Source organism: Yersinia antarctica (assembly GCF_056636475.1).
The window spans coordinates 194,753-221,612 of record NZ_JBSJQF010000001.1; the positions used below are offsets into that span (position 1 = coordinate 194,753).

Consider the following 26,860-nt stretch of genomic DNA (forward strand, 5'->3'; position numbering starts at 1 on the left):
AAGAAAGCAGCCAACGCATAGGCAGCTTGAAGTATGACGGGTATATGTAAAAAAGGGTATGTGCATCGCGCCATACCCTTTTCTTTGCTAGAATAGCATCCCATTTACCCAGCCTCAGTTCATTGATAATGAAGAAAAAAAGGCCAGTGCTCCAAGACGTCGCCGATATGGTTGGGGTGACAAAAATGACCGTCAGCCGGTATTTGCGTAATCCAGAACAAGTTTCTGCGCTTTTGCAGAAAAAAATCGCGCTGGCATTAGACGAACTGGGCTATATCCCCAACCGCGCCCCCGATATCCTGTCCAACGCGACCAGTCATGCCATCGGTGTATTGTTGCCGTCATTGACCAACCAGGTTTTTGCCGAGGTTTTGCGCGGCATTGAGAGTGTGACGGATGCGCATGGCTATCAGACTATGCTAGCGCACTATGGCTATCAGAAAGAGCGTGAGGAGCAACGGTTAACCTCGTTACTCTCTTATAATATTGACGGCCTAATCCTCTCCGAACGTCACCATACCGCCCGTACATTGAAAATGATTGAGGTCGCGGGGATTCCAGTCATTGAGCTGATGGATTGTATTTCACCGTGTATTGATTTGGCTGTGGGCTTTAATAACTTTGAAGCGGCAAGGCAGATGACGCAGCAAGTTATCGCCAAAGGCCATCGCCATGTTGTCTATTTTGGTGCACGTCAGGATGAGCGTACCGTCATTAAGCAGCAAGGCTATGAGCAGGCGATGCGTGAATCCGGTTTGGTGCCGATGAGCGTGATGACCAGCCGTTCATCGTCATATTCGGCAGGTGCTGAGTTGTTGCGTGAAGCGCAAGCCAGTTATCCACTGATTGACAGTATTTTTTGTACCAATGATGACCTGGCAATTGGTGCTGTATTTGAGTGTCAGCGTCAGGGGTTATCTATCCCTTATGATATGGCAATAGCGGGTTTCCATGGTCACGATATTGGCCAGTCGATGGTACCCAAGCTGGCCAGTGTGCTTACCCCGCGTGAAAGAATGGGGCAAATTGGTGCCGAGCGTTTGCTGGCAAAACTGCGCGGAGAGGCGGTAGCGCCGAGGATGGTTGATGTCGGTTTCACCATCCTCCCCGGCGGCAGTATTTAAATCACAATGGTTTAGCTAAATAACTATTGCTGCCAGATGCTATATCACCATGGCTAATAACAGGCAACCGACCAGGCCGCAGACCGAAATAATGGTTTCCAGCACTGACCATGACTTAAAGGTTTCTACAATGGTCAAGTTGAAGTACTCCTTGAACAACCAAAAGCCTGGGTCGTTGACGTGAGAGAAAATCACGCTACCGGAACCAACGGCAATAACCATTAATTCAGGGCTGGCACCGGTGGTGGCAATGAGCGGCGCTACAATACCGCCAGCCGTAATGGCCGCTACTGTCGCAGAACCTAGCGCAATACGCAGTACGGCTGCGATTGACCATGCCATCAGAATTGGTGATAAGCCGCTGCTATTCATCATATTGGCAATATAATGATCAACGCCACTGTCAACTAAAACCTGTTTGAAAGCACCGCCACCGCCGATAACCAACAACATCATCGCAATGATTTTAATGGAGTCAGTTACCGTATCCATCACCGCTTCCATTGAACGGCCACGGTTTAAGCCAAAGGTGAAAATTGCTATCAATACAGCGATTAAGGTGGCTATCACCGGATCACCGAAGAACTCTGCATAAGAGAGCACTGGGTGGCCTTTTGGCAAAATCATCTCTGCCACTGCCCGCAATGCCATCAAAATCACCGGAACCAGCGCTGTACAGACACTGACGCCAAAGCTTGGCATCTCTTCATCGGTGAAGGTTTTCGGGTTATACAATCCTTCTGGTACCGGTTTATCAATTCCTTTTAGGAAGCGCGCAAACACCGGGCCGGCCAGAATAACGGTCGGAATTGCCAGTAAAGTCCCGTACAGCAGCGTTTTACCCATATCCGCGTGGAAAATGGTCGCAATAGCCGTTGGGCCGGGGTGAGGAGGTAGAAAACCGTGGGTTACCGACAAGGCCGCGGCCATCGGCACACCGACATACAGCAGTGGGATTCGGGCGGACGCGGCGATACTGAATACCAGTGGCAGCAATAGCACAAAACCCACTTCATAAAACAGCGCAAAACCGACAGTAAAACCGGTCAGCACGACCGCCCACTGAATGTGTTTTTTGCCAAATTTATCAATCAGCGTGGTCGCAATTCGTTGAGCGCCCCCACAATCAGCCAGTAATTTACCGAGCATGGCACCAAAGCCCATAATCAGCGCCAGACTGCCTAACGTTCCGCCAACCCCAGCTTTGATTGAGCCGACGACTTTATCGACTGGCATCCCTTGCATGATACCTACCGCCAGCGCGACCAGTATCAACGAGATAAATCCGTTCAGTTTGAAACGGATCATCAGTAACAGCAGCATGGCAACGCCAACCGCGACAATGACTAATGGCATAGTATTTCTCCAATAACTTTGGGTATTTCGTTTTTTGTTATGATTTGCGGTCAGCTTCTTTTTATCGTCAGTAGGGTCGGAAGATGGCCTTTGTGATAAAAATCACATCTTCATTTGTTACCGGTATCATGATACCGGTAACATGGTAAAATACGGAACCATAGAGAGCAGTAAAATTCCCATTCTGAGATAGAGATCAACATTATGGCAGGACATAGCATTATCGTGATGGGTGTATCGGGTAGCGGCAAAACCACGGTAGGAGAGGCTGTAGCCCGCCAAATCCATGCCAAATTTATTGATGGTGACGATCTGCATCCTCGTGCCAATATTCAGAAAATGGGCAGTGGGCATCCACTGAATGATGAAGATCGTATGCCGTGGCTGGAGCGTTTGAGTGATGCTGCCTACAGCCTGAATCATAAAAATGAAACCGGTATTATTGTCTGCTCAGCGCTGAAGCGCCGTTATCGTGATCGTCTGCGGGAAGGTAATCCGGGGATGGTGTTTATATATCTAAAAGGCAGTTTCGACGTCATCATGGAGCGATTAAAAGCCCGCTCCGGCCATTTTATGCCAACTGATCTGCTGAAAAGCCAGTTTGACGCGTTGGAAGAGCCAGGTTCAGATGAGCCAGATGTTCTCTGCGTCGATATTGATGCGGATATTGATAACGTGGTGCAGCGTTGTGTATTAGCACTGAAAAGTCGTAACTAAAGTGAGTTTATACCCAAGAGGGCGCGCCCCTCTTGGATTGCGCAATTGAGGCCAACCCTATTTGGTCAAATATGCCCGCACACCATCTAAAAACATCTGCGTAGATAGCATCACCAAAATTAACCCCATCAACCGTTCCAGCGCACTGACGCCTTTATTACCCAGCAGGCGCAGGAACAGATTCGACATCAGCAAAATCGCCGCAGACAACCCCCACGCAATCATCAACGCCAACACTAAATGGCTAATTTGATTAGGATATTGATGCGACAGTAGCATCAGCGTTGCCAGAATCGACGGACCCGCGACTAAGGGAATAGCCAGTGGTACTAAGAATGGCTCTTCCCCAGCCGATAACCCGGTAACGTTACTTTCTGGGGTGGGGAAAATCATCTTAATTGCGATTAAAAACAGAATAATACCACCCGATATCGACACCGTTTCAGTTCGCAGATTTAGGAACGCCAGAATCTTCTCGCCAGCGAATAGGAAAATCAGCATTAATATCAGCGCAATGAGCAATTCTCGAATCAATACGACTCGCCGGCGCTTAGGTTCCAGATGCTTGAGTACCGACATAAAAATCGGCAGATTTCCCAGTGGGTCCATAATCAAAAACAGCAGCACTGTTGCCGCAATCATCTCAGTCATTATTACCTCTAGGGACTGGCGTTTCCCGCCAATCAAAGCCACATATTAGGAAGATTGCTTTGAATCATTCTGGTATCGAATAAATTCACTTGCCACTTTGTCCATATTTTGTAAGGTGGTATCAGGTCTATCTTAGTCAGTCTGCCGTACCCTTACAGCGCGCAGTTATACAAGACAGGCATCCATTAATCGGTGTCACCTTCCAAGGCAGGACAGTAAACATGAAAAATGTTGGTTTTATCGGCTGGCGCGGTATGGTCGGCTCAGTACTCATGCAACGCATGATTGAAGAACGCGACTTTGACGGTATTCGCCCGGTCTTTTTCTCCACCTCGCAACATGGCCAGGCCGCGCCGACATTTACCGGCCAGCAAGGTACGTTGCAAGATGCTTATGATATTGATGCGCTGAGTGCATTGGATATTATCATCACCTGCCAAGGAGGAGATTATACCAACGAAGTTTATCCAAAGCTGCGAGAAATCGGCTGGAAAGGCTATTGGATCGACGCCGCTTCTTCTCTTCGTATGCAAGATGACGCAATTATTATTCTGGATCCGGTTAACCATAGTGTCATTCAACAGGGTTTAGATAAAGGTATCAAGACCTTTGCGGGGGGTAACTGTACCGTTAGCCTGATGCTGATGTCTTTGGGTGGTTTGTTTGCTAATAATTTGGTTGAGTGGGCATCAGTTGCCACTTATCAGGCAGCATCCGGTGGTGGCGCGCGCCATATGCGTGAGTTGCTGACTCAGATGGGTATGCTACATGCTGGCGTGGCTAAAGAGTTGCAAGACCCGGCCTCTGCCATTTTGGATATTGAACGTAAGGTCACTGCTGCAACCCGTAGTGGTACCTTGCCGACTGATAACTTTGGTGTACCGCTGGCAGGTAGCCTGATCCCGTGGATCGACAAACAACTGGATAATGGTCAGAGCCGCGAAGAGTGGAAAGGCCAGGCTGAAACTAACAAAATTCTGAACACCAGCAGCGTCATTCCAGTAGATGGTCTGTGCGTGCGCATCGGTGCGCTGCGTTGCCATAGCCAAGCCTTTACGCTGAAACTGAAAAAAGACGTGCCATTGCCAGAAATTGAGCAAATGTTGGCAACGCACAATGACTGGGTTCGTGTTATCCCGAACGACCGCGAGCTGAGCATGCGTGAACTGACTCCGGCTGCGGTAACCGGTACATTGAATACCCCGGTTGGCCGCCTGCGTAAATTGAATATGGGGCCGGAGTATCTCTCCGCCTTTACTGTAGGTGACCAGTTGCTATGGGGCGCGGCAGAGCCATTGCGCCGTATGCTGCGCATCTTGATGTGATTGGTTATTAAGAGTAATAACCATAAAGCCCTGATCTTATGGTCAGGGTTTTTTTATATGATTAACACGGCTTTTTTGTATCCCTCGATGTGTCAGCAACTACGTTGCACGCCACCCGATACGGGCTTCGCACTACAGCAATTGGCTGATATTCAGCTCTTCCATTAAACGATAGTTATCTGAATAATCCACTGGGATGGCAATGACTGCCGGGCCTAATACATCCATAGCTTGATGCAATTTATGGGATAATTCGTCAGCAGATTCTACGGCAAAACCTTTCGCACCAAAGGATTCGGCGTACATTTTGAAATCAATCGGGCCAAAGCTAACTCCCGATGGCCGATGGTATTTTTTCTGCTGCTGTATTTCCACCATGTTGTAACCGTTATCGACCCAAATAATATGCAGTAAATTGCTTTTCAGGCGCACCGCAGTTTCTAGCTCCATACTTGATTGCATAAAACCGCCGTCACCTGATACGGATACGACCTTTTGATGTGGGTTCACCAGTGCGGCGGCAATGGCCCATGGCAGTGCAACACCCATAGTCTGTTGACCGTTTGACATCAAAATTTGACGGGTGCGGAAGCTGTAAAGATAGCGGGCAATCCAGATGTGAAAGCTCCCCATATCGACACATAGGGTCACGTCACTATTAACAATATCCTGCATTGCCCGGACTAAACGCAGCGGATGAATAGCGAAACCACTCATATGGTCAGCCCGGAGGGCCAAGTCTCGTCGTTGGCGGCAGCGCTCTTCCAATACCGCCTGTGTTGCCAATGTTAATATTAACGGGCCATGTATCCGGGGGGCTAATGCATCTATGGTAGCGGCAATATCGCCCAATAACTCTTTTTCCGGTTGATAGGCTGCATCTATTTCGGCGGGTAAAATATCCAGATGTATCAGTGTTGCCTGGCCGTTGTTCCATAGCGCTGGGTCATATTCCACAGGGCTATAACCGATGGTGATAATCACATCGGCTTGTTGTAGTAACTTGTCGCCAGCCTGATTATTAAACAAGCCCACCCGCCCGGCAAAATGATCAAAGTGCGCCTGATCAACCACCCCTGCGGCTTGATAGGTGCTGGTGACCGGTATTTTGCTATGGTGAAGTAAACGCCGAATGGCTTGAGCGTTTGCCGGCTGACTGGCCATCAATCCAAGGAGCAAAATGGGATTTTTAGCGTTGTTAATCAACTTAGCCACGGCAGTAATCTCATCCAAGGGTGCACCGCCATTGTGTGGACATGGTTGATGAATCAATGCCTGGCTGGTCACAGGGTTGTTGAGGATATCTTGCGGCAGGCTAACAAAGGCCGCGCCCGGCCGACCAAATTCAGCGGTTCTAAAAGCATTACCCAGGACTTCTGACAGCGCCGCAGAGGCCGTCACCTCCGCACTAAACTTAGTTATCGGGCGAAAAATACTCACAGTATCCATACTCTGGTGAGTTATTTTCAGGCTATCGGCTCGTTTTACCGCGCCGCCCAGTGCCACCACTGGATCCCCTTCAGAGGTTGCTGTTGCCAGCCCGGTGACTAAGTTGGCGCAACCCGGCCCTGAGGTTACCAATGCCACGCCCGCTTTACCGGTTAACCGGCCGATGGCCGCAGCCATGAAAGCTGCATTCGCTTCGTGGCGCACCACAATCGTTTGAATGCTGGAATCTTCCAGTGAATTAAATACTCGATCAATTTTAGCGCCGGGAATACCGAACACCTGCTTTACACCTTGCTGCTCTAAATGATTAACCACCAGATCAGCCCCGCACTGCCAAGCCTGAGTATGCGTTTCATTGGTCATGATGTGTTGTCCTCTATGGTTGATTTAGCCGCTATTAATTGATGTTTTACCGCCGGTTAACTTTCTACCGCGCGGATGGCGTTATTGAGATTTTGCGGGGAGAGATTGGCCTGGAGAAAATCAGCTTCCTGCGGCAGATCGATTACCAGTTTGGCCACGGTGCCGAAGGTCAGAACACCCTTTTCCAATTGGTAGTCGAGCACATGGCCACCGCCATTGCGGGTGTCAGTAATAAAATGCTCGTGGTAGCCAGCAACATTTATTCCTTGGGTATAGTCTGGGCTGCGAAAACCGATGATCACGCCATTTTGATGGGTGAAATCAAACGTCGGTTGCTCGGAGATGGCTTCAAGCATGGGTTTATAGGGGCGCTGTTGGCAGGGAACGGTGCGGGTTTCAACGTGGCTGAAGGTGCCATCAATACGCAGAGCACAAAACAGATTATCTGTTTTGGTAAGGTCATCAATCACATTATGGAGCTGCTTTCTGCTTATTTTATGTTCGAAACTGCGTTTTTCTGTCGGCTGAAAAAACGTCATTACTGCGAAAGGTGTCTTCTGTTCTGGTTGTGCTGAACGGGCGCTGCCATCGGATCGTAATTGATAAATTTTACTGTTTAGTGCGACTAATTCACCATCAAGATTGTTAAATGTTCCTAATCCAAAATCACCGTGTTTCAGTAGTTCTGCCATGGTGATTTGGCCTTCATAAACCCCACTAATTAGCGCGCTCATTAGTGATGTTTGATAAATAATGCACTCAGAATGCTTTTCTCTATAGGCAATAAAGCTTTTTACAATCTCTTGAGTACATGAACAATGCGATGTTATTGATTTAGTCATCTCTCTCTCCGTCTTACCTGTAACATAAATTATATTTATATTTACGTATAAGGTTGACGCTGAAAGAACATAAGTACCAATATAGGAATCCCACTTTTTTGATATCAATAATATATGGAACTACGTTATCTACGATATTTTGCTGCGGTTGCTTCAGCCCGCCATTTCACCCGGGCGGCTGAAAAGCTGGGTATCTCTCAGCCACCACTAAGTCAGCAAATTCAAAAGCTAGAGCGGGAGATCGGGACACCACTGCTACGTCGGCTCACGCGCGGTGTTGAACTGACTGATGCAGGGAAAGCGTTCTATGTGGATGCCTGTCATATATTGACGCTTACGGATGAAGCGATAGAGCGAGCTAAAAGTATCGCGCGCGGGGAGACGGGTAAGTTGCGGGTAGGTTTTGCCAGCTCGACAGCCTTCCAGCCCTTGGTATTGCGCCTACTCCACGCCTATCGGGATAAATATCCTGAGGTGATATTGTCACCCAGTGAAAAGACCATGCCGGTGTTAATGAATGATTTGCATAACGAACGCATTGATGTGGCTTTTATCCGTCAGCCATGTGATGCCAGTAATGAATTCACCTGTAAGGTGCTGGTGGAGGAAGATATGTTGCTGGTACTGCCCCATAACCATCAGTTGCATCGCTGCCCACAAATCAATCTGCAAGCGATACAGCATGAAAAGCTGATTACTTTCCCTCGCGAAGTGGCTCCCGGATTGTTTGATACCATTATCAGCGCTTGCTACCGTGCCGGATTTAAGCCGGAGCTGGGGCAACAATCCCCCCAGTTGGTGTCTGCCATAGGGATGGTGTCGGCAGGCTTTGGTTTTACTATCGTGCCTCGCTCACTGACAACTATTCAGACGAATAATGTTACTTATCATGAGATTGACGATAGTTTGCTAAAAACCAAGATTACACTGGCATGGCGGCGGCATGAGCGCTCTGCCGCGGTACTTAATATGGTGAGTATCATTGCCCGCACGGGTAAGTAATTAACCGTTGTTAACCCTCACTCGCGGTGATAAAGGGCAATTTAAGTGTAATGCGCGTGAATTTATCTGCCTCGCTTAGGGCGGTGACACCATATTCGTTGCCATAGCGGACTTTAATTCGCCGGTCTACCAGATTCATCCCCAGCCCATCGCCGTTTGGTTGCGGTTGATACAAACCAGCATTGTCTTCCACTTCCAGTATCAACGTATTGCCCTCGAGCTTACCGTGCAAGGTGATGCGCCCGTTATTGAACATCTGCGCTATGCCGTGTTTGATGGCATTTTCGACCACGGGTTGCAGGGAAAAAGCCGGTAAACGCGCTTCCATCAATTCATCAGGTAATGAGATCTCAACGGAGAGGCGGTCGGCAAAACGTGCCTTTTCTATTTCCAGATAAGCATTCACATGTTCAATTTCATCGCTCAGCGTGACCACATCATGGCTGCGCTTGAGGTTCTTACGGAAAAATGTCGACAAAGAAAGCACTAGCTTGCGGGCATGGTCTGGATTACGGCGGATTACTACTGACAGGGTATTCAGTGCGTTAAAGAGGAAGTGAGGATTTACTTGCGCGTGCAGTAGCTTGATTTCTGATTGTGCCAATAGCTGTTTCTGTTGTTCAAATTCACCCGCCAGAATCTGGGCGGACAGCAGGTGAGCAATACCTTCACCCAATGTGCGGTTGATACTGGAGAACAATTTACTTTTTGGTTCATACAGCTTGATGCTGCCAATCACCCGATGCTCTTCACCGCGTAGTGGGATAACTAACGTGGAACCCAGTTTGCAATTAGGTGAAATAGAGCAGGTATAAGGGACGGCATTGCCATCGGCATAAACCACCTGATTCAACTCAATCGCCCGGTGGGTATGGTCTGAGGTGATAGCACTCCCCACAAGGTGATGGTCGGCGCCAGTACCGATAAATGCCAGCAGCTTCTCGCGGTCGGTAATTGCCACCGCGCCAACGCCCAGCTCCTCATACAAGATACGCGCCACCCGCATACTGTTTTGTTGGTCAAAACCATGGCGTAGTTGCCCCTCCGCCCGTGCGGCAATTTGTAATGCTTTGGCTGAGAAGGCGGTGGTGTATTTTTCGAAAATAGCCCGCCGGTCCAATAAGATACGCATAAACATGGCAGCACCAATGGTATTGGTGATCATCATCGGCAGGGCAATGTTTCCGACCAACTCGACAGCTTCATGGAATGGGCGAGCAACGGCCAAAATAATTAACATTTGCAGGACTTCAGCGACCAGCGTAATGCCTGCAACCACCAGCGGCTGGAACAGCAAGTCAAGGCGGTTTTTACGTATCAAATAGCTGTGGAGGAAACCACCCAATAGCCCTTCAGCGACGGTAGACAACATACAGGCGGTGGCGGTCATCCCACCCATGGAGTAACGGTGCAACCCACCCGTCAGCCCTACCAGAAAACCGACCGATGGCCCCCCCAAAACACCACCTAACACAGCGCCGATAGCACGAGTATTGGCGATCGCCAATTCCCAAACGAAATGCAACAAAGTGACCCACCGGTCAGGTACGGATAAAATAGCCGTATTGACCCTGTCGGAGACCCTGTTGCATGAAGGGAAAACATTTGACTCAGCATGAGCGCTTTTACATCGAAAAACGAAAAGCTGAAGGCGTTAATCAGTCCTGCATTGCCAGAGAGCTCGGCGTCTCTCGCTCTACCCTGAGCCGGGAGCTCAGACGTAATACGGACCCCGCCTTCAACGGACTTTACTCCTCCAGACGCGCTGATGCCTTAGCCAGACAACGGCGGGGCGACACCTCGGCACACAATGCCTGTGTCCCTCTGGGCCAGCAGACACAAGACTTTCTCCGGCAGGCGCTGGCTGTACATACCTCCCCTGAGGTTATCTGTGGGAGACTGAAAATCCAGTTTGATATCGCCGTCAGCAAAAATACCCTCTACCGCTATATCCGTTCGGACAGACAGGCTGGCGGTAAGCTTTACCTTCAGCTCCCTCACCGGGGTAAACGCTATCGCTATGATACGGGTGAGCCCGGACGCACGCCCATCCCGGACAGGGTTGGCATTGAGCACAGGCCTGCTGAGGCTGAACTCAAACAGGTTCCCGGGCATGTTGAAATCGATACGATTTTTGGCAAAGACCAGAAGTCATTCCTGCTGACGGTCGTGGACAAAGCCACAAAGCAGGTCATTATCCGTAAACTCCCCAATAAGTGCGCTGAGAGCGTCGTGGAAGCGTTCAGGGACATCCCCCCATGTCAGGGTAGTTGTCGCCTCTAACTGAAAACATCCAAGGGGCTGGAGACAACAAGAATGAAAACGTATTCACCTGAGCTTAAAGCCGCTGTGATTGCCAGAATGATGCCACCACACAATCAGCCGGTTGTTCAGATTGCACGCTCTGAGGGGATCCCTGTCAATACGCTTTACACCTGGCGCTCCAAGGCAGGTATTTCGACCGCGAGCACCCACGTTGAGGTAAAAACCCCGCAGCAATGGTCCCGTGAGGCTCGTTTTGCCATCCTGGTTGAAACGGCACCTCTTTCCGCCCATGCTGTTGCTGAGTACTGTCGCCGTAAAGGGCTCTACCCTGAGCAAATTCAGCAGTGGAAGAATGAGATAATGCAGCCAGATCCGCGTGAAGAGAAAGCACTCGTCAAGAAACAGCAAAACGAAATTCATCAGCTTAAGCGTGAAATTGCCCGCAAGGATAAGGCGTTGGCTGAGGCTGCGGCATTGCTGATATTGCAAAAAAAGTTCAAGGCGTTGTTCGTCGAGGAAAACGGGGACGAATGACGCCGACTCCGGACAGGCTGCGATTGATGACAATCGTAAAGGAAGCCGTTGCTGCAGGCGCGAGGCTGAGCGAGGCTTGCCAGTCTATTGGGCTTAGTGAGCGAACATTACAGCGTTGGGGAAAAGGGACGCATGACCGCAGACCCACGGCGTCACGGCCCATCCCGAAGAACAAACTCACTGCCGAAGAGGAACAACAGGTTTTAGCCCTCTGTCATGAACTGCGGTTCGCCAGCCTGCCACCGACGCAAATCGTTCCTTTGTTGGCGGATGAAAAGCGCTATATCGCCAGTGAGTCAACGTTTTATCGGATACTAAGACGTGCTGGCGAAACAACGCACCGTGGTCGGCAGAGGGTAGCGCAAAGCAAGCCGCTATCGACCTGGAGGGCGACGGCACCGAATCAGGTGTGGTCATGGGATATTACCTGGCTGAGGTCGCTGACGGCAGGACACTGGTTCTATCTGTACCTGATAGAAGACGTGTTCAGCCGCAAAATCGTCGGTCACGAGGTTCACTTGGTTGAAAGTGGTGAGCATGCGGCAGAGCTGATGAATCGGACAGTGCTGAGCGAACGCTGTTGGCAGGAGCCGCTGGTACTGCATGCGGATAACGGAGCCCCGATGAAGTCACAGGTGCTGCAGGTAAAGCTTGCGGAACTTAAGATAACCCCGTCGCACAGCCGGCCACGGGTGAGCAACGATAACGCGTATGTTGAATCGCTGTTCAGGACGTTGAAATACGTGCCGAGCTGGCCGGAGAAGGGCTTCGCGACGCTGGAGGATGCGCAGGCGTGGGTAGAAACCTTCGTTGGCTGGTATAACGAAGAACATCGGCACAGTGGTATCCGTTACGTCACACCAGGGCAACGACACAGAGGTGAAGATCGGGCACTACTGGCGCAGCGTAAATCGGTCTATGAAGCGGCGAAAATGCAGAATCCACATCGGTGGTCAGGTTCAACGAGAAACTGGCACCGGCAGGATGAGGTCTGGTTAAATCCGGAACGTGAAACGTTGGCCGCATGAATTAACTGAGGCGACAACTACCTTGACACGCGCCGACATCGTGGCGAATACTTTCTGTGAGTTTAAAACCCTGACGGCAGATAACGGACCCGAGTTTGCGAAACATAAGGACATCACTCAGGTAACGGGCGCAAAGGTTTACTTTGCCCGGCCTTATCATTCCTGGGAGCGGGGGTTGAATGAGCATACCAACGGTCTGATACGGCGGTTTTATCCGAAAGGAACCGATTTTAATGGCGTCAGCGATGAAGATATTGCGAGACTGGAGCACATCCTCAACACTCGGGGGCGCAAATCTCTGGAATACAGCTCACCGAATGAGGTATTTTTAGAGTATCTACTCGCTGCATAACGCATGATGGTTTGTTGCGTTTCGTTCGGGAATGGGGCGATGGAGTCCTCAATATGCAGACCAAAATAGGTGCCCATGATGCAAAACATGGAAAACGTGAGATAGCACACCAGTTTGTGGGGCAGCCGAATGGTAACCTGCATTAACGGAATAAACAGTGGTGTTTTACTTAACAGATAGGCGATCACCAGATACACACACATCTGTTGTAGCAGGGAGAAAATCAGTTCGGCTTGGCTTACGCCCATATTGATAACCACAAATGCTAATTCTTGCCGCTATTGTAACCACATTTAGCCGCAGAAAGTTTTAACCGTCACCCCTTTTAAGCAAAAAGGGCCTTATATGGGCAAACGTCAGCTCAGTTCCCTGTTTTGGGCATTTCTACTGGCCGATGTTATCCGCACTGTTTTTACGTCTTAACTTAGGGTTTTACGTCATTCACGCACGCCTTACGCCGTTTAAACACTGTTTTTTTTGCTAATTCATATGAGAAAAAATTTCATTAATAGTAAGCCGATTTTTTTGGCGGCCTTTGACTATGCTTATAGTTTGGGTAAGAAAAGTTAACTGACGAGCTTTTACTGTCAGAAAATGAGTATTAGGGCATTAAATCAACTAATTGGTTAATCATTGACCTTAGTCACTCTTTAAACGCTAAATGGATTGCATGATGAAAAGGTCGGTTCTGCTGTCAGAGTTCAGAATTCGGCTCAAAATCATGCCGTTAATCATAGGAAGAAATCATGCCAGTACTTCCCGATCGTCAGGTGATTAATCAGATTATTTCCGGCCATTATGCCGATCCCTTTTCCATTTTGGGTATGCACCAAACTGCGCAAGGGTTACAGATATGCGCTTTGCTGCCAGATGCAAAAGAAGTCTGGCTGGTCGAAACGGAAAGTGGGCGCAACATTGCTCAGTTGACCAGTGAAGACCCGCGCGGTTTTTTCATTGCGAAGCTTCCTCGTCGTAAAAGCCCGTTTCGTTATCAATTAGCGGTTACTTGGCAAGACAGTCCCCAAATCATCGAAGATCCTTATCGATTCGGGACGTTATTGCAGGATATTGACAGTTGGTTATTGGCCGAAGGCACCCATCTACGCCCTTATGAACGTCTGGGCGGGCATTTAATGAGCCTTGATGGAGTCGCGGGGGTCAGTTTTGCCGTTTGGGCACCTAATGCCAAACGAGTGTCTGTGGTGGGGGAGTTTAACTTTTGGGATGGTCGCCGCCACCCGATGCGGTTACGGCGCGAAAATGGTATTTGGGAGCTATTCCTGCCCGGTGTACAAGCCGGCCAGTTGTACAAATTTGAGATAATAGACAGTAATGATCAGGTGCGCTTAAAAGCGGACCCTTATGCATTTGAAGCTCAGATGCGGCCAGAAACTGCCTCGTTGGTCAGCCCGTTACCTGAAGTGGTACAAAATACGCCAGCAAGACAGAAAGCCAATGATTTGCGCTCACCGGTTTCTATCTATGAAGTCCATCTCGGTTCATGGCGCCGCCATACCGATAATAACTATTGGCTCAGTTATGGCGAGTTGGCTGAGCAATTGGTTGAATACGTTAAATACATGGGGTTTACCCATGTCGAGCTGCTGCCGATTAACGAACATCCATTTGATGGCAGCTGGGGTTATCAGCCGCTCGGGTTATATGCACCGACCCGCCGCTTTGGTACTCCGCAGGATTTCAAAGATTTTGTTGCCGCATTCCATACCGCGGGGATTAACGTCATCCTTGATTGGGTTCCCGGCCACTTCCCGAGTGATGAACACGGGCTCATGCAGTTTGATGGCACCTCGTTGTATGAATATGCCGATCCGCGCGAAGGCTATCACCAGGATTGGAATACCCTGATTTATAACTATGGTCGTAATGAGGTCCGTAATTATTTGGCTGGCAATGCGTTTTACTGGATGGAACGTTTTGGTATCGATGCATTGCGTATTGATGCCGTGGCTTCGATGATTTATCGCGATTATAGCCGTGCTGAAGGGCAGTGGGTGCCTAACTATTATGGCGGGCGTGAAAATCTGGAAGCGATTGCTTTCCTGCGTTACACCAATCACACCATCGGCGTTGAGCGCCCTGGCGGTGTGACGATGGCGGAGGAATCGACCGATTTTCCTGGCGTGACATTACCGCCCGATGCCGGTGGATTAGGGTTTAACTATAAATGGAATATGGGTTGGATGCATGACACGCTCAATTACATGCAGTGTGATCCGATTCATCGCAAGTACCACCATAATCTGATGACTTTCGGGATGTTGTACGCCTATACCGAGAACTTTATCTTGCCTATCTCCCACGATGAAGTGGTGCACGGTAAGCGCTCGGTGCTCGATCGTATGCCGGGGGATGCCTGGCAGAAATTCGCCAACCTGCGTGCCTATTACGCGTTTATGTGGGCGCATCCCGGTAAAAAACTGCTGTTTATGGGCTGCGAGTTTGCGCAGGGGCGCGAGTGGAATTTCGATACCAGCCTGGACTGGCATTTACTGGATGATGAAAATGGCTGGCACCGTGGCGTGCAGCGTTTTGTTCGTGACCTGAACCACTGCTATCAACAACATGCGCCACTCTATGAATTGGATTATCAGCCCGATGGCTTTGAATGGCTGGTGGTAGATGACCACGAAAACTCAGTGTTTGCTTTCTTGCGCCGTGATGCGAATGGTGGCGAACTGATTGCCATCAGTAATTTCACACCGGTGCCGCGTTATGACTACCGTGTGGGCATTCCGCAGGCAGGGCATTATCGGGAAGTACTTAATTCTGACTCTGAGTTTTACCGTGGCAGCAATCTGGGTAATCAGGGGGGGATCCATAGCCAGCATGTCGGTAGCCATAACCACGCGCACTCATTGTTGTTAACACTACCGCCACTGTCGACTATTTACCTGTTACGGGAGGGGTAGGATGACTGGCCTTACCCGTGGTTCCCCGACACCGATTGGTGCCCATTTTGATGGGGCTGGGATAAATTTCACGCTGTTTTCAGCCCATGCTGAACAGGTCGAACTGTGTCTGTTTGATGACAATAACCAAGAGTTGAGGATTGCCTTGCCCGCCCGCAGTGGTGATATCTGGCATGGCTATCTGCCTGGAGGTAAACCGGGGCAGCGCTATGGTTATCGGGTCAGCGGGCCATTTGACCCACAACAAGGACATCGTTTTAACCCACATAAATTATTGATAGACCCCGGTGCCCATGCATTAGATCGCAAAGTGGCGGATGATCCAAGCTTGGAGGGGGGGGTTAATCAGCCCGATGAGCGCGACAGTGCTGCCGCCTTACCTAAGTGCATTGTGGTACATGAAGAATATGACTGGCAGGAGGATAAGTCACCGGCTATTCCTTGGGGCAATACCGTGATTTATGAAGCCCATGTACGCGGCTTAACCAAACTGCACCCTGATATTCCGGCTGACCTGCGTGGTAGCTATGCGGCGTTAGCTCATCCCGTCATGATTACCTATTTGCAAGACATGGGCATTACCACACTGGAGTTGTTACCGGTGCAATTCCACGTCGATGAACCTCGTTTACAGAAGATGGGACTGGGTAATTATTGGGGCTATAACGTGCTAGCGCCTTATGCCGTTGATCCTGATTATGCCTCGGGCCGTGACGGCATATCTCCGCTGCGAGAGCTACGGGATGCGGTCAAAGCGTTACATAAAGCGGGTATCGAAGTGATTCTCGATGTGGTGTTCAATCACAGCGCCGAATTGGATATTTTTGGCCCAACCCTGTGCCAGCGCGGTATCGACAATGCTAGCTATTACTGGCTCACTCCTGACGGTGAATACGACAACATGACTGGCTGCGGCAATACGCTGCGGCTTAATCATCCTAATGTCATGCAGTGGGTTATCGACTGCCTGCATCATTGGCTCGATAGCTGCCATGTTGACGGCTTCCGCTTTGATCTGGGTACCGTTCTGGGCCGCACGCCGGCTTTTGACCAACATGCCCCTTTATTTACCGCGCTGGCTGCCGATGAGCGGCTGCGTGCCTGCAAAATGATTGCCGAGCCTTGGGATATTGGTCTGGGAGGCTATCAATTGGGTAACTTCCCTACCGGTTTTAGTGAATGGAATGACCAGTATCGTGATGCGATGCGCCGTTTCTGGTTAAGGGATGACTTACCGCTGGGACTATTTGCTCAGCACTTTGCCGCTTCAAGCAATCTTTTCCAACAGCGGGGGCGTTTGCCTTCCGCCAGTATCAATCAAATTACCGCCCATGATGGTTTTACTTTGCAGGATTTGCTGTGTTTTAACCAAAAGCACAATCAAATCAATGGTGAGGAAAACCGTGATGGCAGTGATAACAATCTTAGTAATAATTTTGGTAGCGAAGGGTTGGTGGCTGATGAGGCTATCTGGCAACGGCGTAAGTCTTGTCAGCGGGCATTGTTGGCCAGCTTATTACTCTCGCAGGGAACGCCAATGTTACTGGCCGGTGACGAGCATGGTCACAGCCAGCAAGGTAATAACAATGCATATTGTCAGAACAACATCCTCACCTGGCTCGACTGGGGCAGTGCGGATCGTTCATTAATGACATTTACCGCCGATCTTATCCGGTTACGCCAGCAAATTCCGGCCCTGATTAAGGACGCATGGTGGCAGGAGGGTGATGGCAATGTGCAATGGCTGGATAGTCAGGGGCAAGTGCTGAGTGATGCAGCTTGGGAACATGGCTGCCAGAAACAGCTGCAAATTCTGTTGTCTCAGCGCTGGCTGGTGGTGATTAACGCCACTGGTCAAGAATGTGAAATACAGTTACCTGCGGGGGAATGGGAGGTTATCCCTCCTTTTGGGCCGTCAGATCAGATGGAATCATTCACCGTATGGAACGGAGCCGTGCATGACATTTGCGTGCTCGTACTGAAATCTTAAGGAGTCAGCCATGGTTAAATTCGAAAATAAAGACCCATTGATGTTAGCCAGACAATTACCGAATAAATCTGTAGCGCTGATTCTGGCCGGAGGTCGTGGTTCTCGTCTGAAAGATTTGACCGCCACCCGTGCCAAACCGGCGGTACATTTTGGCGGCAAGTTCCGTATCATCGATTTTGCGCTATCTAACTGCCTGAATTCAGGTATCCGCCGTATCGGTGTCATCACCCAGTACCAGTCTCATACTCTGGTGCAGCATATTCAACGTGGCTGGTCATTCCTCAACGAGGAGATGAACGAGTTTGTTGATTTATTGCCTGCCCAACAACGTTTGAGCACCGAGCATTGGTACAAAGGTACTGCGGATGCGGTTTATCAAAACCTGGATATTATCCGCCGCTATGAGGCGGAATATGTGGTCATTCTGGCCGGTGACCACATCTACAAGATGGATTACTCGCGCATGCTCATCGACCACGTAGAGAAAGGCGCTGAGTGCACCGTTGCTTGTATCCCGGTACCCATTAACGAGGCCAATGAATTTGGGGTAATGGAGGTGGACGAGGATTACCAGATAACGGCTTTCTTTGAAAAACCTGCGAACCCGCCTTCAATGCCTGGACGGCCTGATATGGCGTTAGCCAGTATGGGGATCTATATTTTTAATGCCAATTATCTGTTCAAGTTATTAGAAGAAGATATGAATACCCCTGGCTCTACCCATGATTTTGGTAAAGATTTGATTCCCAAACTTACCGAACAGAAGGCGGCTTGGGCACATCCGTTTGATCTCTCCTGCGTGACCTCCAATGCCGAATTGCCACCTTATTGGCGTGATGTTGGGACATTGGATGCCTACTGGCGGGCCAACCTGGATTTGGCATCGGTCACACCAGAGCTGGATATGTATGACCGTGCCTGGCCAATCCGTACCCATATGGAGCCGTTGCCGCCGGCTAAGTTTGTTCAGGATCGCTCCGGTAGCCATGGCATGACCATGAACTCGCTGGTCTCCGGTGGCTGTATTGTTTCTGGCTCGGTAGTGGTGCATTCGGTGTTGTTCCCTCGGGTTCGGGTGAACTCGTTCTGTACCATTGATTCCACGGTATTGCTGCCTGATGTCAATGTTGGTCGCTCGTGCCGTTTACGCCGCTGCATTATTGATCGCGCCTGTCACATACCTGAAGGGATGGTTATCGGGGAGAACGCCGATGAAGATAGCGCCCGTTTTTATCGTTCGGAGGGCGGGGTGGTGCTAGTGACCCGTGCGATGCTGGCGAAATTAGCCGTCAACGTCAAATAGGGCTATTTTATTTATCCGATAGGTGTCAGGAGTCACGATGCGGGTCTTACACGTATGTTCTGAGCTATTTCCTTTGTTGAAAACAGGGGGATTGGCTGATGTTGTTGGCGCTTTACCTGCCGCACAAATTGCTGAAGGGGCCGATGTTCGGGTCATGCTACCGGGCTTCCCTGATTTGCGTCGTGGAATACCAGACACCGTGCTGGTTAGGGAGATAGACACCTTTGCCGGACGGGTTTCTCTGCGCTACGGCCATTATCAGGGCATTGGTATCTATCTTATTGATGCTCCGGGGTTATATGACCGCGCTGGCAGCCCTTATCACGACCAGTCGTTGCATGCTTACGCCGATAACTATCGCCGCTTTGCCTTGCTGGGATGGATGGCGTGTGAGCTGGCCTGCGGGCTGGATGGTTTCTGGCGTCCCGATGTGGTGCATGCCCATGATTGGCACGCTGGGCTGGCCTGTGCTTATCTGGCGGCGCGTGGTAGACCGGCACGATCAGTATTTACCGTCCATAATCTGGCCTATCAGGGGCTATTTGCCGGGTACCATTTGGCTGAGTTACAACTCCCCGCCGCATTTTTCCAAATGTACGGGTTGGAGTTCTACGGTCAAATTTCCTATCTGAAAGCTGGGCTGTTCTTTGCTGATCATGTCACTACTGTCAGCCCGACCTATGCCAAAGAAATTACCCAACCTGCTTTTGGTTACGGCATGGAAGGGCTGCTGCAAGAACGAGCCAGTCAGGGGCGTTTGACCGGCATCCTCAATGGGGTGGATAGCGCCATTTGGGACCCACAGAGCGATACCTTGCTGCACGCCTGCTATGACATAGAGAACCTGCAGCAGAAAGCGGTGAATAAAGTGCATCTGCAAACCACGATGGGGTTGGAGGTGACGGATAAGAAACCTATTTTTGCCGTGGTCAGTAGATTGACCGAGCAAAAAGGGTTGGATTTGGTGCTGGAAGCTTTGCCTGAATTACTGAAACTAGGTGGGCAACTGGCGGTCTTGGGGGCGGGGGATGCCATTCTACAAGAGGAGTTTTTGGCGGCAGCGGCAGACTATTCCGGCCAGGTTGGGGTACAAATTGGTTATCACGAGGCATTTTCTCACCGAATTATTGCCGGTGCGGATGTGATTCTGGTGCCTAGCCGTTTTGAACCTTGTGGGTTAACGCAGTTGTATGGTTTGAAATATGGCACTTTGCCACTGGTCCGGCATACGGGCGGGTTGGCAGATACCGTGGTGGATTGCGCGCTGGAAAATCTGGCGGATGGCAGCGCCTCGGGGTTTGTGTTTGATGAATGCGATGCGCAGGCATTGGTGCGGGCAATTCGCCGTGCTTTTGTTCTGTGGAGCCGGCCAAAACATTGGCGTCATGTTCAGCGCCATGCAATGGGGTTGGACTTTGGTTGGCAAGTAGCTGCTGGTCAATATCTGTCACTTTATCGGCGTCTCTAGTTGTCGATTTGTTGTAACCACGAATTGGGAAAACCGTTATGACATCACTGTTCAGTTATACCTCACCCGTTGTCAGTGTGGATGCGCTGAAACACTCGATTGCCTACAAATTGATGTTTATTGTCGGCAAAGATCCCTCGATTGCGACTCAGCACGATTGGCTGAATGCGACATTATTTGCGGTACGGGATCGGATGGTAGAACGCTGGCTACGCTCTAACCGCGCACAATTATCACAAGACGTTCGTCAGGTTTACTATCTGTCGATGGAGTTTTTATTGGGGCGAACCCTCTCTAATGCACTGTTATCGATGGGTATTTATGAAGATATCGAACAGGCGCTGGATGAGATGGGCCTCAATCTGTCAGAGCTGTTGCAAGAAGAAAACGACCCTGGGCTTGGCAATGGTGGCTTAGGCCGTCTGGCGGCGTGTTTTCTGGACTCACTGGCAACACTGGCACTACCGGGCCGTGGCTACGGCATCCGCTACGAATATGGCATGTTCAGCCAGAAAATAGTGGATGGCCAACAGATGGAGTCGCCAGATAACTGGCTGGAATATGGTAATGCCTGGGAATTCCCACGCCATAATACCCGCTATAAAGTGCGCTTCGGTGGCCGAATTCAGCAGGAAGGCAGCAAAACTCGCTGGCTGGAAACCGAAGAAATCCTCGCCTGTGCTTATGATCAAATCATCCCTGGCTTTGATACGGATGCAACTAATACACTGCGCTTATGGTCTGCGCAGGCCAGTAATGAAATCAATTTGGGCAAATTCAATCAGGGTGATTACTTTGCTGCGGTTGAAGATAAAAACCATTCAGAAAACGTATCACGAGTGTTGTATCCCGATGATTCTACCTATTCCGGCCGTGAATTACGTTTGCGACAAGAGTACTTTTTAGTGTCGGCGACGGTACAGGATATCCTCAGCCGCCACTGGACCATGCATCAGACGTTCGATAATCTGGCAGATAAGATTGCTATTCATCTCAATGATACTCACCCGGTCCTTTCCATTCCTGAAATGATGCGTCTGTTGATCGACGAACATAAGTTCAATTGGATGGATGCGTGGGACGTGGTGCAGCAGGTGTTCTCATACACCAATCACACGCTGATGACCGAAGCGCTGGAAACTTGGCCAATTGACATGATTGGCAAAATCTTACCGCGCCATCTGCAAATCATTTTTGATATCAATGATCACTTCCTCAAACTGGTGCAGGAACAATATCCGTCTGAACCAGAACTGTTGCCACGAGTCTCTATTATTGATGAAACCCATGGGCGGAAGGTCCGTATGGCATGGCTTGCGGTGATCGCCAGCCATAAAGTTAACGGTGTGTCTGCTTTGCACTCTGAACTCATGGTGCAGTCACTGTTTGCCGATTTCGCTCACATTTTCCCTAATCGCTTCTGCAATAAAACCAATGGGGTGACGCCACGGCGCTGGCTGGGGTTGGCTAACCGACCACTGGCTACGGTATTGGATGAGAGTATTGGTCACAATTGGCGGACTGATCTGAGCCAACTCAGTGAGCTGGAAAAAAACCTCGATTACCCCAGCTTCTTGCAGGCATTGCAAAAGGCCAAGCTGGAGAACAAAAAACGGCTGGCGGCTTATATTGCTGAAAAATTGAATATTGTGGTCAATCCGGGCGCGTTGTTTGATGTGCAAATCAAACGTATTCATGAGTACAAACGACAATTGCTGAATGTGTTGCATGTTATCACCCGCTATAACCGTATTCTCGAAGCACCGAATGAGAAGTGGGTGCCGCGCGTGGTAATTTTTGCCGGTAAAGCGGCATCAGCGTATTACAATGCTAAGCAAATCATTCGATTGATCAACGATGTAGCGAAGGTAATCAACAATGACCCTCGGATTAATAACCTACTGAAAGTAGTATTTATTCCAAACTATAGCGTGAGTCTGGCGCAGTTGATCATTCCGGCGGCTGACCTATCGGAACAGATTTCTCTGGCGGGAACCGAGGCTTCGGGTACCAGTAATATGAAGTTTGCCCTCAACGGGGCGCTGACCATTGGCACACTGGATGGGGCTAACGTCGAGATCCGCGAACATGTGGGTGAGGAGAATATCTTTATCTTCGGCAATACCACCGAACAGGTCGAGGTGCTGCGTAACAATGGTTATAACCCACGGAAATATTACGATGAAGATCCTGAATTGCATCTGGCATTGACGCAAATGGCGACGGGCACCTTTAGTCCCGAAGACCCTAAACGCTATACCACCCTGTTCGATTCACTGGTTAATTTTGGTGATCACTACCAGCTATTGGCTGATTATCGCAGCTATGTGGATACTCAGGAGCAGGTTGATACGCTATATCGCCATTCGGACGAATGGACGCGCAAGACGTTACTCAATATTGCCAATATGGGTTACTTCTCTTCAGATCGTACCATTGAAGAATATGCCGACGAGATTTGGCATATTAAACCTATCAGGCTGTAGTTATATCCACTGAGCTAATAATAAAAACCCTCTTCAACAGTCAACTGTGAAGAGGGTTTTTTTAAGCAGATCGATGAACTGGATGGGTAATCAGGAAACCAGCGATAATGTCTGTTGTTTCCCGGCCTGCACCTGTGCCAACCATTCGGCAACGCGCTGTTTCTGCGCATCGTCCAGAGCCATACCTAACTTGGTACGACGCCAAATCGCATCATCTAGTTCTACAACCCATTCTTTTTCAACTAGATAGCGTAATTCTGCTTCGTACAAGCCATGGCCGAAATGTTCACCCAAGCTTTCGATACTGGTCGCTTCTGCCAAAATTATCTCGCTATGGCTACCATAAGTACGGGTATAGCGGCGGGCCAGCCCTTCAGGTAACCAGTTATAGCGATGGCGCAACTGAACAGTATAGTTATCACGGCTGCCGCCAATATCACCACCCGGCAATGCGCCAGTCTTGGTCCATGCTGGGCCGACATTCTGATAGTAGCCAGACAGTTTTTCCAGCGCGTGTTCTGCCAGTTTGCGATAGGTGGTCAGTTTGCCGCCAAATACAGAAAGCAGTGGTGCTTTACCGTCTTCATCGGCTACATCCAACGTGTAGTCGCGGGTAACAGCTTGCGGTGAATCTGATTCGTCGTCACATAGCGGCCGTACACCAGAGTAGGTCCACACGATATCGTCGCGACCCAACTGTTTTTTAAAGTGATCGTTATACACTTTCAGCAGGTAATCGATCTCTTGTGAGTCGATCTTCACCTCTTTCGGATCGCCGTGGTACTCCACGTCAGTAGTGCCGATGATGGAATATTCATCCAACCACGGAATGACGAAAACAATACGATGGTCTTCGTTTTGCAGAATATAGGCTTGTGGCTGATTATGAACCCGTGGCACGACGATATGGCTGCCTTTAATCAAGCGGATGCCATAAGGCGATTTCAGCTTCAGGCCGTCGTCGAAGAATTGCTTAACCCATGGTCCGGTCGCATTTACCAAGCCTTTGGCACGCCAGGTAAAGGTTTTGCCGGTATTCACATCAATGGCTTCAACCATCCATAGACCTTGTTCACGCCAGGCACGGGTCACTTTGGTACGGGTGCGGACTTCACCACCGCGCTCGACCACTTCTTGGGCATTCAGCACCACCAGGCGAGCATCATCGACCCAGCAGTCAGAATATTCGAAACCGCGCACCAATTCTGGTTTCAATATCGATTCTGGTCCAAAACGCAACCCTTTACTGGCAGGCAGACTGGTACGTTTGCCCAAGTGATCGTACAGGAACAAACCAGTGCGGATCATCCAGGCTGGGCGCAGGTGGGGTTGATGCGGCAGACGAAAACGCATTGGGAATGCGATATGCGGTGCCAGTTTCAATAATACTTCACGTTCGGCCAGTGCTTCACTTACCAGACGGAATTCATAGTGTTCCAGATAGCGCAGGCCACCGTGGATAAGTTTGGAGCTGGCGGAAGACGTAGCACAGGCCAAGTCTTGCGCTTCCAGCAGCAGAACGGACAGGCCACGCCCTGCCGCATCCGCAGCGATACCGGCACCATTAATGCCGCCACCGATCACGATCAAGTCTTTGGTTTCCATGCTTCCTCTCTCCAGATGTTCGAAACAGCTCTTTAATGTTCGTTTTCGCTCATGATTGTAATCAAAAACCAACAAACAAGCCAAGAGTTAACCAAAAAAAAACATTCCCCCGTGATGGAGGTAACAGTTTTGTTATCAAAATGTGGGGAAAGTTTGGATTTGGATTTGGATTTGGATTTGGATTTGGATTTGGATTTGGATTTGGATTTGGATTTGGATTTGGATTTGGTGATTAGGTTTGGTTGTTCGGTGTTCTGTGGTCCGATTCGGTTGTTAAAGCACTTGAGTTGACTTAACAACCGCACCGGATCACCAAAACCAAAATTTAACGACTAACACAACTCCAATTGAACCTGATGCTGCTCAATAATCTTCATCACACTGGGAGGAGGCATCTGATCGGTAAACAGATAATCAATCAAATTCATATTCCCCAAATTCACCATTGCGTTACGACCAAACTTCGAGTGGTCGGTTACCAGCATCACACAACGGGAGTTCTCGATAATTGCTCGCTTGGTGCGCACTTCATGGTAATCAAACTCTAATAGTGAGCCGTCCATATCAATACCACTGATACCAAGGATGCCGTAATCAAGACGGAACTGAGAAATGAAATCCAGTGTGGCCTCACCAATAATCCCACCATCGCGGGTGCGAACTTCACCACCAGCCAGAATCAGCCGGAAATCCTCTTTAGCCGTCAGCAAGGTAGCAACGTTAAGATTATTGGTCACCACCCGCAGCCCCTTATGGTTCATCAGCGCGTGGGCGACAGCTTCTGGCGTGGTACCTATATCGATAAACAGTGTTGCACCATCGGGGATCTGGCTGGCAACACGCTGTGCAATACGGGCCTTTTCTTCCGACCACATCACTTTACGATCGTTATAGGCGGCGTTAACTGAGCTGGAAGGGAGTGCTGCACCACCATGATGACGATGAATTTTGTTTTGGTCAGCCAAATCATTCAAATCACGCCGGATGGTTTGCGGGCTAACGGCAAAATGTTCTACTAACTCTTCAGTGCTGACGTAGCCTTGTTGGCGTACCAATTCAATAATCGCATCATGCCGCTGCGTTTGCTTCACTATAATCCCCTAATGCGCCTGGTTGCTCAGGCAGTTATTGTGTGGTTCTTACGCTGTTGCGCGTATCCCAAAATGCCATTAATAACCCAATAATCAAACCTGAAACGTGAGCCGCATTGGCAATCGACAAACCTAAAACATCGAAATAACCGGCAATCAGCCAGAGGACAGAAAAAGCCATTAAACCTCGGGGCAACGAGATACCGCGCTCGGGTGCGCGCTCGCCGGTCAGCCAGACATAACCCATTAAGGCATACACCACACCAGACAGACCACCAAAATTCACACCGCTAAATAGCGATTGCCCCCAGCCACTGAACAGGGCAGATACCACAGTTAATACCAGCAATTTACCGGTGCCAAGCCGTTTTTCCATTTGTCCTGCCAGATACCACCACCACATCAGGTTAAATAAGATATGCAGTAGCGAAAAGTGTAAAAAGCCATGGCTGACCCAGCGCCAGAGTTGTAGATATTGGCTCTCGTCGCGGGGCCAGGCAAGCCATGACATAACGGCCGCATCGCCGACAATTTGCATCAGAATATAGATGGCGATGCACAGTACCATGACACTCAATGTCAGTGGGCCGGCCTGACTGCGCAGCGTCTGCAGGTAGGAAAAGCGCTGATAGGATAAATTTGAGTGTAAATTACCCGATTGCCAACTTGCGGCCTGATAGCGTGGATTGAGGGGATCGAGCAAAAACTGTTCCAGCTCCTGCTGCACCAACGGCAATTGCTCATCATCGGCAAGCCAGATCTCTGCACCCTGAGTATCAGGCCGAACTTCCAGTACCACATTGCGAGTGGCCATATAATCCACAAAGGCCTGTGCCAGACGCGGATTAGAGATTGCTATTACACGAATCATATTGCCCATTACCGTCTATACCTTTTGTATTTGAGGCCGCAGGGTTGTGAGCTGCCTACCTGCAACGCCAATGATTTTGAGTATAGATATTATGAATGTGATTAAAGT

20 protein-coding genes and 2 pseudogenes are annotated in these 26,860 nt (G+C 49.7%); 13 read left to right on the top strand and 9 right to left on the bottom strand.

Annotation, left to right across the window (positions count from 1 at the left end; translation table 11 throughout):
* Positions 1-128: 128 nt before the first annotated feature.
* Positions 129-1,124, top strand: a complete 996-nt coding sequence (gntR, locus tag ACWJJO_RS00765) for a gluconate operon transcriptional repressor GntR (RefSeq protein WP_372560295.1) — start codon at positions 129-131, stop codon at positions 1,122-1,124.
* 39 nt (positions 1,125-1,163) lie between these two features.
* Here gntR and gntT read toward each other — a convergent pair whose 3' ends face one another.
* On the bottom strand, positions 1,164-2,480 hold the full coding sequence (gene gntT / locus ACWJJO_RS00770; protein ID WP_083161279.1) for a gluconate transporter: 1,317 nt from the start codon (positions 2,478-2,480) through the stop codon (positions 1,164-1,166).
* A gap of 204 nt (positions 2,481-2,684) precedes the next feature.
* Between gntT and ACWJJO_RS00775 the strand changes: the two genes are divergently transcribed.
* Complete coding sequence (locus ACWJJO_RS00775; protein ID WP_083161277.1) at positions 2,685-3,197, top strand: gluconokinase; 513 nt, start codon at positions 2,685-2,687, stop codon at positions 3,195-3,197.
* Between the two features lie 57 nt (positions 3,198-3,254).
* On the opposite strand, the gene ACWJJO_RS00780 is transcribed toward ACWJJO_RS00775, so the two are convergent.
* Positions 3,255-3,848 carry a YhgN family NAAT transporter gene (locus ACWJJO_RS00780; RefSeq protein ID WP_005186017.1) on the bottom strand — a complete coding sequence of 198 codons (594 nt, stop codon included), beginning with the start codon at positions 3,846-3,848 and terminating at the stop codon, positions 3,255-3,257.
* Positions 3,849-4,069: 221 nt separating this feature from the next.
* Here ACWJJO_RS00780 and asd point away from each other — a divergent pair, with 221 nt between their 5' ends.
* A complete protein-coding gene (gene asd, locus ACWJJO_RS00785) occupies positions 4,070-5,173 on the top strand; it encodes an aspartate-semialdehyde dehydrogenase (protein WP_083161275.1) in 1,104 nt (367 codons plus the stop codon).
* A 132-nt stretch (positions 5,174-5,305) separates the two neighbouring features.
* On the opposite strand, the gene alsS is transcribed toward asd, so the two are convergent.
* Positions 5,306-6,985, bottom strand: a complete 1,680-nt coding sequence (gene alsS, locus ACWJJO_RS00790) for an acetolactate synthase AlsS (protein ID WP_083161273.1) — start codon at positions 6,983-6,985, stop codon at positions 5,306-5,308.
* Between the two features lie 56 nt (positions 6,986-7,041).
* Positions 7,042-7,827 (bottom strand): acetolactate decarboxylase, encoded by a 786-nt coding sequence (gene budA, locus ACWJJO_RS00795; RefSeq protein ID WP_083161271.1) that lies wholly within the window; start codon positions 7,825-7,827, stop codon positions 7,042-7,044.
* 114 nt (positions 7,828-7,941) lie between these two features.
* On the opposite strand from budA, the gene ACWJJO_RS00800 reads away from it, so the two are divergent.
* Positions 7,942-8,829 (top strand): LysR family transcriptional regulator, encoded by an 888-nt coding sequence (locus ACWJJO_RS00800; RefSeq protein WP_083161269.1) that lies wholly within the window; start codon positions 7,942-7,944, stop codon positions 8,827-8,829.
* A 10-nt stretch (positions 8,830-8,839) separates the two neighbouring features.
* On the opposite strand, the pseudogene ACWJJO_RS00805 reads toward ACWJJO_RS00800, so the two are convergent.
* Positions 8,840-10,333, bottom strand: a pseudogene (locus tag ACWJJO_RS00805) (LytS/YhcK type 5TM receptor domain-containing protein); the annotation flags it as partial.
* 86 nt (positions 10,334-10,419) lie between these two features.
* Here ACWJJO_RS00805 and ACWJJO_RS00810 point away from each other — a divergent pair.
* The 3 genes from ACWJJO_RS00810 (at position 10,420) to ACWJJO_RS00820 (ending at position 13,008) form a co-directional block, all read left to right on the top strand.
* Positions 10,420-11,112 carry an IS30 family transposase gene (locus tag ACWJJO_RS00810; RefSeq protein WP_481090528.1) on the top strand — a complete coding sequence of 231 codons (693 nt, stop codon included), beginning with the start codon at positions 10,420-10,422 and terminating at the stop codon, positions 11,110-11,112.
* Positions 11,113-11,145: 33 nt separating this feature from the next.
* Positions 11,146-12,656 (top strand): IS3 family transposase gene (locus ACWJJO_RS00815; protein WP_481090522.1). Its coding sequence is split into 2 segments (ribosomal slippage): positions 11,146-11,581 and positions 11,581-12,656, totalling 1,512 coding nucleotides; the frame shifts between segments, so codons are not numbered across the junction.
* A 22-nt stretch (positions 12,657-12,678) separates the two neighbouring features.
* Positions 12,679-13,008, top strand: coding sequence for an IS30 family transposase (locus ACWJJO_RS00820; protein WP_481090529.1), 330 nt, complete (start codon positions 12,679-12,681; stop codon positions 13,006-13,008).
* A gap of 35 nt (positions 13,009-13,043) precedes the next feature.
* Here ACWJJO_RS00820 and ACWJJO_RS00825 read toward each other — a convergent pair.
* Positions 13,044-13,256 (bottom strand): annotated as a pseudogene (locus ACWJJO_RS00825) (LytS/YhcK type 5TM receptor domain-containing protein); the annotation flags it as partial.
* A gap of 498 nt (positions 13,257-13,754) precedes the next feature.
* Here ACWJJO_RS00825 and glgB point away from each other — a divergent pair.
* The 5 genes from glgB to glgP are packed head-to-tail and all read left to right on the top strand — an operon-like array spanning position 13,755 to position 23,185.
* Positions 13,755-15,938, top strand: a complete 2,184-nt coding sequence (gene glgB, locus ACWJJO_RS00830; RefSeq protein ID WP_102970495.1) for a 1,4-alpha-glucan branching protein GlgB — start codon at positions 13,755-13,757, stop codon at positions 15,936-15,938.
* 1 nt (position 15,939) lies between these two features.
* On the top strand, positions 15,940-17,928 hold the full coding sequence (gene glgX, locus ACWJJO_RS00835) for a glycogen debranching protein GlgX (protein WP_481090530.1): 1,989 nt from the start codon (positions 15,940-15,942) through the stop codon (positions 17,926-17,928).
* Between the two features lie 10 nt (positions 17,929-17,938).
* Complete coding sequence (glgC, locus tag ACWJJO_RS00840; protein ID WP_083161267.1) at positions 17,939-19,231, top strand: glucose-1-phosphate adenylyltransferase; 1,293 nt, start codon at positions 17,939-17,941, stop codon at positions 19,229-19,231.
* Between the two features lie 37 nt (positions 19,232-19,268).
* The gene (glgA, locus tag ACWJJO_RS00845; protein ID WP_083161265.1) at positions 19,269-20,699 is read left to right on the top strand and encodes a glycogen synthase GlgA; all 1,431 of its coding nucleotides are present in this window, start codon (positions 19,269-19,271) and stop codon (positions 20,697-20,699) included.
* Positions 20,700-20,737: 38 nt separating this feature from the next.
* A complete protein-coding gene (gene glgP, locus ACWJJO_RS00850; protein WP_481090531.1) occupies positions 20,738-23,185 on the top strand; it encodes a glycogen phosphorylase in 2,448 nt (815 codons plus the stop codon).
* A gap of 90 nt (positions 23,186-23,275) precedes the next feature.
* Here the strand turns inward: glgP and glpD are convergent, their stop codons facing one another.
* Positions 23,276-24,790: a glycerol-3-phosphate dehydrogenase gene (glpD, locus tag ACWJJO_RS00855; protein WP_083161261.1), complete on the bottom strand. Its 1,515-nt coding sequence runs from the start codon at positions 24,788-24,790 to the stop codon at positions 23,276-23,278.
* Between the two features lie 35 nt (positions 24,791-24,825).
* Between glpD and ACWJJO_RS00860 the strand changes: the two genes are divergently transcribed.
* Entirely contained in the window at positions 24,826-25,026 is a 201-nt protein-coding gene (locus tag ACWJJO_RS00860; protein ID WP_420073633.1) for a hypothetical protein, read from the top strand.
* Between the two features lie 96 nt (positions 25,027-25,122).
* Here the strand turns inward: ACWJJO_RS00860 and ACWJJO_RS00865 are convergent, their stop codons facing one another.
* Positions 25,123-25,881 carry a DeoR/GlpR family transcriptional regulator gene (locus ACWJJO_RS00865; protein ID WP_083161259.1) on the bottom strand — a complete coding sequence of 253 codons (759 nt, stop codon included), beginning with the start codon at positions 25,879-25,881 and terminating at the stop codon, positions 25,123-25,125.
* A 34-nt stretch (positions 25,882-25,915) separates the two neighbouring features.
* Complete coding sequence (gene glpG / locus ACWJJO_RS00870; RefSeq protein WP_083163953.1) at positions 25,916-26,752, bottom strand: rhomboid family intramembrane serine protease GlpG; 837 nt, start codon at positions 26,750-26,752, stop codon at positions 25,916-25,918.
* Positions 26,753-26,860 lie beyond the last annotated feature (108 nt).